The sequence below is a fragment of the Streptomyces sp. NPDC051576 genome (assembly GCF_040681835.1).
Taxonomy (GTDB): Bacteria; Actinomycetota; Actinomycetes; order Streptomycetales; family Streptomycetaceae; genus Streptomyces.
Genome location: NZ_JBFAZO010000005.1, coordinates 339,239 through 354,437 on the forward strand (window position 1 = coordinate 339,239; position 15,199 = coordinate 354,437).

Sequence of the window (15,199 nt, forward strand, 5' to 3'; positions counted from 1 at the left end):
GCACGACATGAAGCGGGGCCGTCCTCGATCGTCGGGGCGGCCCCGCTTCCGCTGCGACGCCGGCACTGTCACACGGCGGGACAGGGCGGGTCGAAGTCCGTCCCCGTGAAGTAGCGAGCCCATTCGGCTCTGGTGATCCTCGGGTACGCGCTGTCGCAGATGCGGGCGGCGACCCGGTCCAGGTGGATGTCCCACAGGCGGATCGTGAAGTCGTTGCCGCCGGTGGCCAGGGTGTCGCCGTGCGGGCCGAACGCCACGGCCGGTACCGGGTTCGCGTGGCCCGAGAGGATGGCGGGAGCGGTCGTAGCGCCTACGGTCCACAGCAGGGCCTTGCCGTCGGCGGCTCCGGCGGCCAGTCGGCGGCCGTCCTCGGAGAAGGCCAGTGCGTAGAGCCAGGAGCCGGACGCCCGGAGCCGCGCCGCCTTCGGCGGGCGGCCGAGGTCGCCGATGTCGATCAGCCAGACCGTCCGGTCGGGGCGGTGGACCGCTGCCAGGTGGCGGTTGTCGGGGCTGAACATGCCGTCGGTGAGGGGGAAGGACCGCAACGGGGAAGGGAGTTCGCGGGGTTCGCGCGATTGCCCGATGTCCCAGAACCGCAGGGAGCCGACGTTGCCCGTGCTCGTCACCAGCGTGCGGCCGTCGGGCCGGAACGACGCCATGGTGACCTCCGGTCCGCCGTCGGCGAGCCGGCTCAGTGGGCGGGGGCGGCCGGGGTCGGCCAGGTCCCACAGTCCGGCCCCGTGCTGCGCCCACACGACCAGCAGTCGGCCGCCGGGCCCGAAGCGGGCCCCCGCGACCTCACCGGCTTCGCAGCGGAGGACGGATCTGAGGCGCGGTCTGCGTGGTGCGGTCACGTCCCAGACGCGGACGGTGGTGTCCTCGCTCGCGGTGACGAGGGTGCGCCCGTCCGGGCTGAAGGCCACGGACCGGACGAACCCGGTGTGCCCGCGCAGGACCGCCAACGGCCACAGGGCCCGGCCGCCGGCGACCTGCCACAGCCGTGCGGTGCCGTCCCAGCCGGCGCTGGCGAGCATCTGGCCGCCAGGGGCGAACGCGAGGGACGTGACGACGTCGTCGTGGGTCCCCAGGGACAGGTCCCGCAGGTCCAACAACCGGTCGGCGTCGGCGAGCACCCGGCCGTCCGGGCTGAACGCGGCCTGGTAGGCCCCACCGGGAAGCGCGCTGACGCGCCTCGGGCGGTCCGGTTCGGTGACGTCCCAGAACAGGGTGGACCCGCCGACCGAGACGAGAGTGCGTCCGTCGGGGCTGAACGCGACCGACCAGACGATCGCCGTATGGCCGGACACGACGGTCGGTCGTCGCCTCCGAGGGCCGCCACCGACCTGCCAGATCCGTGCGGTGTGGTCCCAACTGCCGGTCGCCACGGTCCGGCCGTCCGGGCCGAACGCCACCGAGGTCACCGTGTCGGTGTGTCCGCGCAGCACGTCGAGCAGGCGCGGAGTCGCGGGATCGGTGACGTCCCACAGCCTGGCGGTGGTGTCGCCGGTCGTCGCGAGCGTACGGCCGTCCGGGCTGAAGGCCGCCGAAGTCACCGCGCGGGCATGGCCGTTGAGGGTGGCAAGTCGCCGAGGCCGCCGGGGATCCCGCACGTTCCACAGCCGTGTCGCCCCGTCGGTGTGGCCGGTGGCGACGATGTCGCCGTCGGGCCGGAACGCCACCCACGTCGGCGCGGCGGACACCTCCGGCAGCGTGCTCAGCGCGACGGGCGCCCGTCGGTCGGTCACGTCCCACAGCCGCACCGACCGTTCGCTCGCCGTCGCCAGCACGCGGCCGCCCTGCCCGAACGCGACCGACCACAGTCGCCACGGCTGCTTGAGGACCGCCAACTGGGCCGGGCGGTGCGGGTTGTTGACGTCCCAGATCCGGACCGTGTGGTCCCAGCTCGCGGTGGCCAGGACCCTGCCGCGCGGGGCGAAGGAGATCGAGACAACGTCGGAGGTGTGGCCGGTGAGGCGGCTCGTGTACGGCGTCGCGAAGGTGTTCATGAGCTGATCGCGGACGTCGGCCGTGGGCGCCAGCCGGTACGCGGCCAGGTTCAACTGTGCGGCCAGCGCCGGGTTCTGCTGCCGTAGCTCGGTCGCGTCCGTGGCGACCTTGCGCGCGACGGCCACGTTGCGCTGCTGGACGGCCGCGTCGCGCGAGTCGACGGCCAGTACGCCGGTGGCGACGGCGGTGATCACCAACACGGTGAGCAGCGTGACCAGTTGGCGCAGTCGGACGGTCCGCCGTCTGACCGCCGCCATTTCGCCGGCCTGTGCGTCGCTGCTCGCGTCGAGGAAACTCCGTTCCCTGGACGTCAGTCGGCCGCCGTCCGCGGCGGCCAGGTCCAGTGCGGCGGCGAGGCGGGCACCCCGCCACAGGGCGTGCGGATCGCGGTCGTGCGCCTGCCAGTCGGCGGTGGCCTCGGTGAGCTGCCGGTGCAGGAGCAGCCGCTCGCGGTCCTCGGTCAGCCAGCCGCGCAGCCTCGGCCAGCACCGGATGATCGCCTCGTGGGTGATCTCGACGTATCTCTCGTCCAGCGTCACCAGCCGTTGCCGGGCGAGGTGTTCGAGCACGAAGGCGGTGTCGGGGCCCGGGTCCAGCTCGTCCGGGGTGACGCGGCGTCTGGTGTCCTCGGTGCCGTCGCCGAGTGCCGTCAGCCGGAGGAACAGCGATCTGGCGAGTTCCTGGCGCACCGGCGTCAACTCCCGGTAGGCGGTCTCGGCGGTCCGCGCGAGCGCGTGCTGGATGCCGCCGGCCGCCAGGTATCCGTCCAGCGTGAGGCGGTTGCCGCTGCGGCGGCGCCAGGTCTCCACCATCGCGTGCGAGACCAGGGGCAGCGCGCCCGGCTGACCGGTCGCGTCCGCGACCACCGCCGCCAGCAGTGGACCGGTCACCGTGCAGCCGGCGAGTCGGGCCGGCCGGGTGATCGCCTCGCGCAGTTCCTGGCTGCTCATGGGGCCCACGGCGAGCTGCGCGTCGCGCATCGCCTCGACCAGCCGGGGTTCCTGGACGCAGTGGCCGTAGAAATCGGCGCGCACGCCGAGCACCACCCGGGTCCGGCTGGTCGGCGCGGTGGTGGCGGCGATCAACTGGGCGATGAACGCGTCGCGTTCGTCCCGGTCGCGGCAGAGGGTGAAGACCTCCTCGAACTGGTCGGCCACGATGAGGGTGTCGACGTCCGGTGCGCGATCGATCACGGCCTGCCGGATCCGCAGGTGCAACGCCTCGGGATCGTCGCGCAGTTCGGCGACGAGGGCGCCGGGCGCCTCGCCCGTCATCGCGGCCAGCCGGACGGCGCACTCCTCCAGGGGGTGGGGGCCCGGCGTGAGGAGCATCACCGGCCGGCCGGCTGCCCGCGCACGGGCGACGAGCCCTGCCCGCAGCAGCGAGGACTTCCCCGATCCGGACGGCCCGAAGACGGCGAGGAACCGGCGGTCACGCACTCTCGCGAGCACCTCGTCGGTCAGCCGCTCGCGCCCGAAGAACCGGTCGGCGTCCTCCGGTTGGAACGCCGAGAGCCCGGCGTACGGCGTGCACGTCCCGCTGGTTTCCCCGGGCCCCTCGTCCTGCGCACTCGCGGCGATCTCGGCGGCGGTCGTGTGCCAACGGGACTCCCACACGCGGCGGTCGCCCTGGCACGCCTCGACGTACGCGAGCGTGACGCTCAGGCTCGGAAACGTGCGCCCGCCGGCCGCGTCGGACAGCGTCGTGGACGAATAGTGCGCCGTCTTCGCCATGGTGCGGTACGGCGGCCCGCCCGCCTTCTCACGCAGTCGCCGCAGGTCGGCCGCGAAGCTCGTCAGCGGACCGCTGTCCAGGTCAAGCGGACGTTCGGCACGTGGCACGCGGTTCCCCTCCCGAGCCTTTCCAAGGCCCCGACGCGCCCTGGTTGTCCGGCTGTTGATGTCCGGCGTCGACGGCCCGGCGCCGGACAACCCGCGCCGGATAGCCATGAGTCAGCGCAACCGCGCACCGACCATACGGAGGGACAACATGAGGGCTCTGAAACAACTGGTGCCGCTGCTGGCGGCGATCGGGCTCACGATCGGCGCCGTCGTGACGGCACTGCCGGCACACGCCGCGGCACCGCTGCTCAAGTCCAACCTGAACGGAAGGTGCGCCGACGTCTTCGGCTTCCATCAGGAGAACGGCGCCTCCACCGTGACGTGGGACTGCCACGGCGACACCAACCAGCAGTGGCGCTGGGACGGTGAGCAGATCCGCTCCGGCATGAACGGCAAGTGCCTGGAGATCTACGGCTTCAACCGCAGCGACCAGGGCTCGGTGAGCCTGTGGGACTGCACCGGCGGCAGCAACCAGATGTGGTTCCGCAACGGCAGCGAGATCCGCAGCCGGATGAACGGCAAGTGCCTCGACATCCTGGGCGGCCGGCCTGAGAACGGCCAGCTCCTGGTGAGCTGGAGCTGCAACGGGGCGAGGAGCCAGAGCTGGGACTTCTGAGCGGTGGCCCGGTCCGGCACATGAGGTGCCGGACCGGGCCACGGTCGTTCGCGCACGGTACTCACGTCGGTCGCACACGCGACGAGACTCGCGCACCGCGTACGAGGTCAGGGGCCGAACGGACCGCTGTCACCCGAAGAGGTCAAGAGCCCGCGAGAAAGGTGAGCCGGACCTGCCGGTCGGCGTTGTCCCTGTTCGTGTCGACGAGACACACGGACTGCCAGGTCCCGAGCTCCAGCCGCCCGCCCAGCACCGGCAGGGTCGCGTGCGGCGGGACGAGGGCCGGGAGGACGTGGTCGCGGCCGTGTCCGGGGCTGCCGTGGCGGTGCTGCCAGCGGTCGTCGGCGGGGAGGAGGGTGTGCAGGGCGGCGAGGAGGTCGTCGTCGCTGCCGGCGCCCGTTTCGAGGATCGCGACGCCCGCGGTGGCATGCGGGACGAAGACGTTGAGGAGGCCGTCACGGCCGGCCGCCGCCTCCCGCAGAAAGGCCTCGCAGTCGCGGGTCAGATCCATGACCCGCTCCCGGGAGCCGGTGGCGACGTGCAGAACGCGGGTGGTGAAGGCTGCTGACATGCTCCCATCCTGACCCATGCGCCGGGTTGCCCACGTTCACCTCCGGCCCGCCGCTTCTGAAGGCCGTCGACGTCAGCGAGGTCGGGAGGTTTGTGACATCGGCGCGGGCAGCGGGCGCCGAGCGCGCGGGAAGATCGACGCCCCCGGTGCTGTTCGAACAGTCGTGAACAATACCCGTGAGGTCGACGTGGTCGTCATAGGCGCCGGACAGGCAGGACTGGCCGGCGCCTATCACCTGCGGCGCACCGGTTTCCAGCCGGAGCGCGACTTCGTGGTGCTGGACCACGCGCCCGCGCCGGGCGGCGCCTGGCAGTTCCGGTGGCCGTCGCTGACGTACGGCAAGGTGCACGGGATGCACGCGCTGCCGGGCATGGAACTCAGCGACGCCGATCCTGCCCGCCCGTCCGCCGAGGTGATCGCCGATTACTTCGCCGCCTACGAGCGGGCCTTCGACCTTCGGGTACGGCGTCCGGTGGACGTGAAGGCGGTCCGGGAGGGCGAGGGCGGGCGGCTGCTCGTCGAGACGTCCGACGGCACCTGGTCGACGCGGGCGCTGATCAACGCGACCGGCACCTGGGACCGGCCGTTCTGGCCGCGCTATCCGGGTCAGGAGACGTTCCGGGGGCGGCAGTTGCACACCGCGCAGTACCCCGGGCCCGAGGAGTTCACCGGGCTGCGGGTGGTCGTGGTGGGCGGCGGCGCCTCCGGCACCCAGCACCTGATGGAACTGGCCCCGTACGCGGCGTCGACGACCTGGGTGACCCGGCGTCCGCCGGTCTTCCGCGAGGGCCCCTTCACCGAGGACCTGGGACGTGCGGCCGTCGCGCTGGTGGAGGAACGGGTACGGCAGGGGCTGCCCCCGAAGAGCGTCGTCTCCGTGACCGGTCTGCCCCTCAACGACGCGATCCGCCAAGCCCTCGCGGACGGCGTCCTGGACCGGCAGCCGATGTTCGACCGGATCACCCCCGACGGTGTGGCCTGGGACGACGGCCGGCGGGTGGACGCCGATGTCATCCTGTGGGCAACCGGCTTCCGCGCCGCGATCGACCACCTGGCCCCTTTGAAGCTACGCGGCCCGGGCGGCGGCATCCGCCTCGACGGCACCCGGGTGACCGCGGACCCGCGCGTCCATCTGGTCGGCTACGGCCCGTCGGCCAGCACGATCGGCGCGAACCGGGCGGGACGCGCGGCGGTACGGGACATCAGGCGGTTGCTGGCCGGGGAGCCGGTCGCCGCCTGACCTCACCTTCCTCGCCCCGGGCCGGTCACTTCGCAGGCGACGCGCTCTTCTTCTGGGCCGCGTTGAACTCGGCGACATTGCGCTGGTGTTCCTCGTACGTGGCCGCGAAGCGGGTGTCGCCGGGCTTGACCGTGACGAAGTAGAGCCAGTCGCCCGGGGGCGGGTTGATCGCGGCGCGCATCGCGTCCTCGCCCGGGTTGTCGATCGGGGTCGGGGGCAGGCCCATGCGCTGGTAGGAGTTGTAAGGGCTGTCGAGGCGGGTGTCGCTCGTGGTCGTCTTCAATGTGGCGCGGTTGAGCGCGTAGTTGATGGTGGAGTCCATCTGGAGGGGCATGCCTCGTTCGAGGCGGTTGAAGATGACCCGGGCCACCTTCCCCATGTCGGCCTTGGACGCTGCCTCGGCCTGCACGATGCTCGCGATGGTGACCGCCTGGTAGACGTTCATCGCGTTGCGCTGGGCGCCCGCGGCGACCGGGGCGCCGTTGAACTTCCGGTTCGCGGTGTTGACCATGAAGGACAGCAGCGACTCGGGTGTCGCCTTCCCCTTCAGCGGATACGTCGCCGGGAAGAGATACCCCTCGGGGTTGCCCTCCGCGTCGTTGGGCAGCTTCAGGCCGGCTTTCGCGATCGACTTCTTCGTGGTGCCGACCGGCAGCGCGAGGACCTTGTCGACAGCTTCGTAGATCTGTCCGGAACGCCAGCCCTCCGGGATGACCAGTGACGTGGGTCGAGTGTCCCCCTCGCTCCCCAGGCTCAGCAGCGGCACCGCCACGGCGGTGCCGGCCACGACGGCCCCGGTCGCGATGAGGGCGACCCGGCCCCGGCGGGTCAGTCGAATCGTGCTCCGTGGCGGAGTGTTCATCTGCATGCGGGCACGGTAACCCGCATAACGTCACAAACCCGGCATATCTTCAGCTTGTCGGTTCCAGTTGGGCATCCCGGCGTACGAGGGCCGCGTACCGCCCGTCCTGGTCGAGCAGTTCCTCGTGCGTGCCGCGCTCCGCCACCTTCCCCGAATCGAGGACGACGATCTGGTCCGCGCTGCGGATCGTGGACAGCCGGTGGGCGATCGTGACCGTGGTGCGGTTGGCCGACAGGGCGTCGATCGCGTCCTGGACGGCCGCTTCGGTGCGGTTGTCGAGGGCACTGGTCGCCTCGTCCAGGATGAGGACCGGCGGATCGCGCAGGATGGTGCGGGCGATGGCCAGCCGCTGCTTCTCGCCTCCGGAGAACCGGTGGCCGCGCTCGCCCACGACCGTGTCGTAGCCGTCGGGCAGGCCCGCGATGTGCTCGTGGATCTGCGCCGCCCGCGCCGCGGCGTACAGCTCCTCGTCGGTGGCGTCCGGCTTGGCGAAGCGGAGGTTGTCGGCGACCGAGGCGTGGAAGAGGTACGTCTCCTGGGAGACCACGCCGACGGCACGCGCGAGCGTGTCGAAGTCCAGGTCGCGGACGTCGACCCCGTCGAGGGTGACCCGGCCGCCCGTCACGTCGTAGAGCCGGGGAACGAGATAGCCGAGGGTCGACTTTCCGGCGCCGGTCGGGCCGACGATCGCGAGGCTGTTGCCGGCCGGGACGGTGATGTCGATGCCGTCGAGGATGGGGCCGCTCTTGGTGTCGTAGTGGAACTCGACGTCCTGGAAGGCGACTTCGCCCTTGATGCTGTCGAGGTGGACCGCGTTCTCGCGCTCGGTGATGTCGATCGGGAGGTCGAGGTACTCGAAGATGCGCGCGAAGAGCGCCAGCGAGGTCTGGATCTGGACGCCGGTCGACAGCAGGCTCACGGCCGGGCGGAACAGGCCCTGCTGGAGTGAGACGAAGGCGACGATGGTGCCGATCGAGACGTCCGGGCCGCCCATCTGGAGGGCGATTCCGGCGGTCCAGTAGATGACCGCGGGCATCGCCGCCATGACGATCGAGATGACGGCCATGCGCCAGCGCCCGGCCATGTTCGACCTGACCTCCAGGTCGACCAGCCCCTCGGACTCCTCGGCGAAGGACCGGGTGAGCGAGTCGGAGCGGCCCATGGTGCGGCCGAGCAGGATGCCGCTGACGGACAGCGACTCGGTGACGGTGGCGGCCATCGAGGCCATCTGCTTCTGGCGTTGGGTGGCGATCTTCTTGCGTTCGTTGCCGACCCGGCGGCTGATCCAGACGAAGACCGGGAGCAGCAGCAGCGAGACGACGGTCAGCCGCCAGTCCAGGGCGATCATCGCGATGATCGTGGCGACCACGCTGGTCAGGTTGGAGACCAGGGAGGTGGCCGTGGAGGTGACGGTGGCCTGCATGCCGCCGATGTCGTTGGCTATGCGGGACTGGACCTCGCCGGTGCGGGTCCGGGTGAAGAAGGCGAGCGACATGCGCTGCAGCCGGCCGTAGACCGCCGTCCGCAGGTCGTGCATGACACGCTGGCCGACCGTCGTGGAGATCAGGGTCTGCAGTACACCGAAGATGCTGGTCAGAACGGCGCTCAGGATCATGCCGAGCGCCAGCAGGCTCAGCAGACCGGTGCGGCCCTGCGGGATGGCGACATCCAGCGTCTCCTTCAGGAGGAACGGGGTCGCCACGGTGACCAGGGACGCGGCGCCGACCAGGAGGCCGACGACCGTGAGCCGGGCACGGTAGGGCTTGAAGAGCTTGAGGATGCGGCGCACCTGCCGGGGCTGGTCGGTCGAGGTGCCGGGGGACGGGGTCCATTTGATGTCGTCGCGGGGCATGGTCTCCTACGGATGGTGAGGCGATCAGGACGGTTGGAGCGGTGATGACTCGTGGAGCGATGAAGACTGGTGGAGCATAGCTCATTGTTACCTATACTCACAATGAACCAGGTCCTGATATTGTTCCCGCATGACCACCCCCGATTCCGACGGCCTGCTCGCGGAGCAGCTACTGCGGCTCACCCGCAGGGTGCACCGCATCCAGAAGCGCCATCTGGAGCAGCGCGACCTCGGCATCACCCCGGCCCAGTCCCGCCTGCTGCGCACCCTCGCGCACTTCGGTTCCCCGCCAAGGATGGCCGACCTCGCCGAACGCCTTGAGGTGGTGCCCCGGGCCGTGACGACCCTGGTCGACGGCCTGGAGGCGAGCGGAAAGGTGCGGCGGGTGCCCGACCCGTCCAACCGGCGGGTGATCCGGATCGAGATCACGGACGACGGCCGCAAGGCGCTGAGCGAGCTCCGGGGAGCACGGCGGAGCGCGGCGGACGAGATCCTGGCACCGCTCACCGACGTGGAGCGCGAGGTGCTGCGGACCTTGCTGGACACCCTGGTGGACGGGACGCCCAGCCCGCACGAGGCGCACGGGCACTCCTGCTGACGTCCGGCCCGGGGCGCATGAGCGCCGACCACCGACAGGCGTGAGCCGTCACCCCGGCCAGTCCGAGTTCTTCGCGCCCTCGCCGACCGGGCGGCACGGGTCACGTCCGTCTGCACGGGTGCCTTCGCCCGCGCCGAACTCGGTCTGCTCGACGGCCGTTCGGCCACGATCCACGGGCGGCAGGCGGAGACCCTGGCCCGCCGCTACCCCCGGGTGCGCGTCGAACCGGACGCCCTCCACATCCGCGACGGCTGCTTCGTCACCTCGGCCGGCATCAGCGCCGGAATCGATCCGGCCCTCGCGCTCATGGAGGACGGCCATGGCGCCGATGCGGCCAGGGACATCGCGCGCGAGCTGGTCTCTTCATGCAACGCCCGGGCGGCCAGTCGCAGTTCTCCGCCGCGACCTCGACCCGGCCGCCGCGCACGGATCCGCTACGGTCGCTGATCGCGTCCGTGCCGGCCGACCCGGCCGCCGACCACAGCCTGCCCACGATGGCGGCCACCGCGGCCGTCAGTCCGCGGCACCTGACGCGGCTCTTCCGCACCGAACTCGGCACCACACCGGCCCGTTGGGTCGAACGGGTCCGTCTCGACCGCGCCCAGCAACTCCTCCTCGAAGGTCACAGCGTCACCTCCGCGGCGCACCACAGCGGGCTCGGCACCGACGAGACCCTCCGCCGCGCCTTCGCCCGCCAGCTGGACACCACGCCGACGCACTACCGCAGCCGTTTCGCGAGCACGCGCGGCCAGGCGCACATGGACTCAGCCGCCGCCGGGAGTTGACGCCTACGGCGACCGCATCCCGTTCAGCAACGCTGCGAGGATGCGCGTCAGTTGGGGCTCGACGTCGACCAGGGCATGCGCCAACTCGGGACGGGACTCGTAGAACGTGCGCAGGCGCGTACCCGGGGCGGCCATCTGCAGGAGCGCCCCGGCCATGCTCGTGGCCGTGGCGATCACGTCCACGGCCGCACGCTCGGTGATCGCGAGCAGGCGGCACAACTCGGCTGCCACGGCGGCGACTTCACCGAGGACGACCGTCTTGAACTCGTACACGGTCTCCAGCGAGACATTGCGTTCCAGGTTCAACGGCGCCTGAGCGAGCAGGTCGCAGAAGAACGGCCGCGCGACGAGCGACGACGCGACGACGGCCGCGACCGCGCCGGGGTCTCCGTCGGCGAGGTCACCCAGCCGCCGACGGAGCACCACCGACCACTCCTCCCAGCCTTCTGCGGTCAGCGCCAGGAAGATCTGCTCGCGGGTCTCGAAGTACCGGAGCATGGCGGACTTGTGCATGCCCACGGCGGCGGCGATGTCCGTGAGAGTGACCTCGCGCACGCTGCGTTCGGTGCCGAGGGACCGGGCGGCGTCGAGGATCGCCCGCTCGCGCTGCTGTTTGGCCGCCGCGCTGCGGGCGCGCTGCGGGCTGGGGCTGGGCGTGGTCATGACGCAGAGCATAGCGCAACGCGGTTGCATTAATAACGAAACAGTGTTTTGCTAGCTCCATGACTCAGACATGGTTCATCACCGGTTCGTCCCGCGGTTTCGGCCGCGACCTCACCGTCGCGGCCCTGGAGGCCGACGACCAGGTCGTCGCCACCGCACGCAAGCCGGAGCAGTTGGACGACCTCGTGGAGCGGTACGGCGACCGCGTCCTGCCCCTCGCACTCGACGTCACCGACCGCGCGGCCGCGACAGCGGCCCTGCGGGCGGGAGTCGACCGTTTCGGCAGGATCGACGTGGTGGTCAACAACGCCGGGTACGCCAACCTCTCCCCGGTCGAGACGACCCCCGAGGACGACTTCCGCCGACAGTTCGACACCAACTTCTGGGGCGTCTACAACGTCTCCACCGCCGCGCTCCCGCTCCTCAAGGCACAGGGCGCGGGCACGGTCGTGCAGTTCTCGTCCATCGGCGGCCGGGTCGGCGGGAATCCCGGACTCGGGTCGTACCAGGCGGCCAAGTTCGCGGTCGACGGCTTCACCCGAGTACTCGCGGCCGAGACCGCGCCGTTCGGCATCCGGTACCTCGTCGTGGAACCGAGCGGCTTCGCGACCGACTGGGCCGGACCCTCCATGCGGATCCCCGACGTCGCGCCGGAGTACGACAAGACCGTGGGCGCGCTGATCCGCCACTTCGACAGCACCGTGACCGCCGCGGGCGACCCGAGGCGCGCCGGGGAGATCCTGGTCCGGATCGTCAAGCAGCCGAAGCTGCCCTCCCATCTCCTCCTGGGTGTCGCCGCCGTGGAGCTGGCGCAGGACTATTCACGCGCCCAACTCGACGAGGCGGCGGCCTGGGAGCGGGTCAGCCGCTCGGCCGACTTCGACCAGCCCTACCCGGTCGACCTCGTCGACCACATATAGCGAATCGGGCCGCGACTCCCCCACCGCACCGACGGATCAGGAGCCACGGCCCACCCGGGCCGACGTCAACTGGCCTCGGAAGCCGGTTCCTTGACGAGCTGTGCGGGGATCTCAGCGTCCGCCTCCGCGTCCACCTGCACATCGTCTTCTACGACCGTGGTCTCACCGTCGAGGACCCTCCTGGCCCGCTCGATGTCGAGCGCGCCCTCCCAGCGGGACACCGCGAAGACGGCGACGCAGTTGCCGAGGAGGTTGGTGACCACCCGCATCGAGTCCATGATGCGGTCCACGCCGAGGAGCAGGGCCACCGCTCCGGCCGGGATCGCGCCGAGCGAGGACGCGGTCGCGGACAGGGCGAGGAAGGCCGAGCCGGGGATGCCGGCCATGCCCTTGCTGGTGAGCATCAGCACCAGGACCACGGTGATCTGCTGGCCGAGGCTGAGGTCGACGCCGACGGCCTGGGCGATGAACAACGTGCCGATGGAGAGGTAGAGCGAGGCGCCGTCGAGGTTGAAGGAGTAGCCGGTGGGCAGCACCAGGCCCACCGCGTCGTCCCGGGCACCGGCGTTGCGCAGCTTCTGCATCACGCGCGGCATGACGGACTCGGTGGAGGCGGTGCCGAGGGCGAGGAGCATCTCCTCGCGGATGTAGCGGAGGAACTTCCAGAGGCTGAGCCCGGTGACCATGCGGAGCGCGACGGCGAGGAGGGCGACGAAGAGCGCGGCGGCGACATAGCAGAGGATGATCAGCTTGGCGTAGGTCTTGATCACGCCGAGCCCGTACTGGCCGATCAGGACGGCCATCGCGCCGAACACGGCGAGCGGGGCGAGCCGCATGACGAAGCCGACGATCGCGAAGATGATCTCCTGTGCCTGTTCGATCGCGGGCAGTACCTGGGGCACCTTGGTGTGGCCGAGGTGGAGCAGCGCGGCGCCCACCAGGCAGGCCAGGATGAGGACTTGGAGCAGGGAGTTCTCGGCGAAGGCGCCGATGAAACTGGTGGGCAGCGCGTTGACGATGAACTCGGTCGTCGACGGCAGTGAGCCGCCGCCCGTCTTCGCGTCCACCGCCGAGGTGCTCAGCGTCGACGGGTCGACATGCATCCCCGAGCCGGGCTGGACGACATTGGCGAGGACGAGGCCGATGATCAGCGCCGCGGTGCTGGCGATCTCGAACCAGAGCAGCGCCTTGAGACCGATCCGGCCGAAGGCCTTGAGGTCACCGGCCTTGGCGATGCCGACGACGACCACGCAGAACACGAGCGGCGAGATGATCGTCTTGATGAGCCGGGTGAATCCGTCACCGAGGGGCTGAAGGTCCGTGGCCACGTCCGGCCACAGCTTTCCGACGAGGATTCCGAGGACGAGTGCGCAGGCGACCTGCGCGAAGAGAGAGGTACGCAGTATGCGTGCGACACGTCGCGGCAGGGGCGGGACGGACGGCGGCACGGGCACTCCTTGAGGGGGACGGTCGATCGCGGGAGTCGAGTGGGGTGACTTCTGCGATACGGAAAACGGCTTCCGTGTGGATCACTTTGGAGCCGTTGTTGATCCCCCGGAAAACCTCCGTGTGACAGCCGTGTAAATCACGAACCCAGTGACGCATCGCACGCACGACAGTTCAGCAGCCGCTGCGGTCCTCGGTGAGCACTCCCTGCACGGTCGTCAGGGCGCGGTCGTAGCAACCGCCCGAGCCGTGGAGCCGATAGCGCTCGCCCGTCGTCCCGACCGCGTGCCGCTGATCACGGGGCACGTTGATCGAGTAGGTGGCGTCCCCGGTATAGGTGTCGTCGAGCCGCGACCACCCGGTCCGCCGCCCGCCCCTCGTATCGAGGGCCGCCGCTCGATCGCCCAGCGCGAGAACGGTACGCAGCCGATCGTCCGTCCCGATCGTCGTCGAGCCCTTCATCGTGTACGTCCGATGCGTGGCCGTCGTCCGGGCCGGCCCGCGCCCGTCCACGGTCACCGACTCGTCGTCCGTCCAGCTCGCGTCGAGCGCGTCCATGTTCTCGCCGTCGGTCCAGCGGTGCGCGGATGTGTTCGCGAGCCTGCGGTCGACGGTGGTGGCCACCCGCCCGTGCGAGGTGTCGACGTACCCGGCGACGGTCAGCCGGTGGCCCGCGTCGGTGTCCACGCGTTCCTCCGAACCAGGCGTGTACGTCGAGGAGTTGGCGACCTCGCCCACCCGGTCGGTGGTGAGCTTCCCGGTGACGTGGGCGCGCTTCGCGTCCTGCCAGACGAGCACGTTCACCGGCGCGCTCCAACCGCTCTGCCCCTCGGGCACACCCACGACGGAGACGTCGATGTGGTGCGGGCGGCCGTCGTTGAGGAGCCCGGCGAACGGCGTGAGGTCGTATTCGATCGGCTTGACGTCGAAGGCACGGGGGCCCGGAATCACGTACCAGAGAAAGGGGTTGGACCAGCCGCCGGTCCACACGTTGGGGAACGGCGCGGCGATTCCCGCGAGTTGACCGTCGACCTTGATCTGCACCTCGCGGTAGGGACCCTTGTCCGCCTGGCAGGAGTACGGCGCCGAGTCGGGCACGGCGAGATACCAGAACTCCTCGCAGCCGCCGCCGGATCCGGTGGCGTACACCTCCGCGACGATGCGTTCGCTGTTGCGCGGGGTGGTGACGGTCGAGTCGGCGGCGGGGGTGAGGACGCTGTCGGGGGTCTGCGCCGCCGCGGGTCTCCCCTCGTAGAAGGTCAGCGTGGCCTTGACGCCGATGACTCCGGTGTAGGTGTCGTCGACGACGTTGCCGATGAGCATCTCGACGTCCTGGGCGGCGCGGAAGGTGGCGCTGTAGCGCGTGACGTCCTTCTCGACGGACCAGGCGATGCCGTCGGGCGAGGGCTCCGGTGTGGAGGTGCGCAGGATCTCGACCCCTCCGACGTGCAGGTAGCCGAGCCGGTCGTACTGCCGTCCCTTGACGGTGCCGTCGAGGCGCAGCACGACCTTGCTCCAGTGGTCCCCGCAGCCCCTGGGTGGCGTGTATGTCCCCCGGTACGGGGTGAAGTCGCTGAACTGCGCCTCGGCGAGGGTGACTCGGCAGGACTTGGTGGTGGGTTCGGCGATCGGCGGGGCGGCGGTGAGGGGGTCGTGCCAGTCGGTGCCGAACTCGACTGGGACGTCTGCCCGTTGGGCCGAGTTGTCCGTGGCCTGAGCGGGGCTCGCTCCGAGGAGGGTGCTCGCCAGGAGGGTCGCTCCGGCGAGCATGGACATGACTATCCGGCTTCTCATGGGC

General features: G+C 70.7%; 13 protein-coding genes. 5 read left to right on the forward strand and 8 right to left on the reverse strand.

The genetic code is table 11. The features are described from left to right. Positions 1-68: 68 nt before the first annotated feature. Positions 69-3,848: a hypothetical protein gene (locus tag AB0M63_RS18845; RefSeq protein WP_366020143.1), complete on the reverse strand. Its 3,780-nt coding sequence runs from the start codon at positions 3,846-3,848 to the stop codon at positions 69-71. 148 nt (positions 3,849-3,996) lie between these two features. On the opposite strand from AB0M63_RS18845, the gene AB0M63_RS18850 reads away from it, so the two are divergent. Next, positions 3,997-4,464, forward strand: coding sequence for a ricin-type beta-trefoil lectin domain protein (locus AB0M63_RS18850; protein WP_366020144.1), 468 nt, complete (start codon positions 3,997-3,999; stop codon positions 4,462-4,464). 142 nt (positions 4,465-4,606) lie between these two features. Here AB0M63_RS18850 and AB0M63_RS18855 read toward each other — a convergent pair whose 3' ends face one another. Next, a complete protein-coding gene (locus AB0M63_RS18855; protein WP_355924008.1) occupies positions 4,607-5,035 on the reverse strand; it encodes a secondary thiamine-phosphate synthase enzyme YjbQ in 429 nt (142 codons plus the stop codon). Positions 5,036-5,198: 163 nt separating this feature from the next. Between AB0M63_RS18855 and AB0M63_RS18860 the strand changes: the two genes are divergently transcribed. After that, a complete protein-coding gene (locus AB0M63_RS18860) occupies positions 5,199-6,275 on the forward strand; it encodes an NAD(P)-binding domain-containing protein (RefSeq protein ID WP_355924006.1) in 1,077 nt (358 codons plus the stop codon). A gap of 25 nt (positions 6,276-6,300) precedes the next feature. Here the strand turns inward: AB0M63_RS18860 and mltG are convergent, their stop codons facing one another. Then, positions 6,301-7,143 (reverse strand): endolytic transglycosylase MltG, encoded by an 843-nt coding sequence (mltG, locus tag AB0M63_RS18865; RefSeq protein ID WP_355924004.1) that lies wholly within the window; start codon positions 7,141-7,143, stop codon positions 6,301-6,303. A 43-nt stretch (positions 7,144-7,186) separates the two neighbouring features. Beyond that, positions 7,187-8,989, reverse strand: coding sequence for an ABC transporter ATP-binding protein (locus AB0M63_RS18870; RefSeq protein WP_366020145.1), 1,803 nt, complete (start codon positions 8,987-8,989; stop codon positions 7,187-7,189). A 130-nt stretch (positions 8,990-9,119) separates the two neighbouring features. Here AB0M63_RS18870 and AB0M63_RS18875 point away from each other — a divergent pair, with 130 nt between their 5' ends. Next, the gene (locus AB0M63_RS18875; protein WP_355924000.1) at positions 9,120-9,587 is read left to right on the forward strand and encodes a MarR family transcriptional regulator; all 468 of its coding nucleotides are present in this window, start codon (positions 9,120-9,122) and stop codon (positions 9,585-9,587) included. 48 nt (positions 9,588-9,635) lie between these two features. Here the strand turns inward: AB0M63_RS18875 and AB0M63_RS18880 are convergent, their stop codons facing one another. After that, the gene (locus AB0M63_RS18880; protein WP_366020146.1) at positions 9,636-9,908 is read right to left on the reverse strand and encodes a hypothetical protein; all 273 of its coding nucleotides are present in this window, start codon (positions 9,906-9,908) and stop codon (positions 9,636-9,638) included. Between the two features lie 44 nt (positions 9,909-9,952). Between AB0M63_RS18880 and AB0M63_RS18885 the strand changes: the two genes are divergently transcribed. Continuing rightward, a complete protein-coding gene (locus AB0M63_RS18885; RefSeq protein WP_366020147.1) occupies positions 9,953-10,372 on the forward strand; it encodes a helix-turn-helix domain-containing protein in 420 nt (139 codons plus the stop codon). Positions 10,373-10,375: 3 nt separating this feature from the next. On the opposite strand, the gene AB0M63_RS18890 is transcribed toward AB0M63_RS18885, so the two are convergent. Further along, positions 10,376-11,035, reverse strand: a complete 660-nt coding sequence (locus tag AB0M63_RS18890) for a TetR family transcriptional regulator (RefSeq protein WP_366020148.1) — start codon at positions 11,033-11,035, stop codon at positions 10,376-10,378. A gap of 59 nt (positions 11,036-11,094) precedes the next feature. Here AB0M63_RS18890 and AB0M63_RS18895 point away from each other — a divergent pair, with 59 nt between their 5' ends. Next, positions 11,095-11,955 (forward strand): SDR family NAD(P)-dependent oxidoreductase, encoded by an 861-nt coding sequence (locus AB0M63_RS18895; protein WP_366020149.1) that lies wholly within the window; start codon positions 11,095-11,097, stop codon positions 11,953-11,955. 65 nt (positions 11,956-12,020) lie between these two features. On the opposite strand, the gene AB0M63_RS18900 is transcribed toward AB0M63_RS18895, so the two are convergent. Further along, positions 12,021-13,403, reverse strand: coding sequence for a cation:dicarboxylase symporter family transporter (locus AB0M63_RS18900; protein WP_366020150.1), 1,383 nt, complete (start codon positions 13,401-13,403; stop codon positions 12,021-12,023). Positions 13,404-13,575: 172 nt separating this feature from the next. Beyond that, positions 13,576-15,195, reverse strand: a complete 1,620-nt coding sequence (locus AB0M63_RS18905) for a peptide-N4-asparagine amidase (RefSeq protein ID WP_366020151.1) — start codon at positions 15,193-15,195, stop codon at positions 13,576-13,578. Between the last annotated feature and the right edge of the window lie 4 nt (positions 15,196-15,199).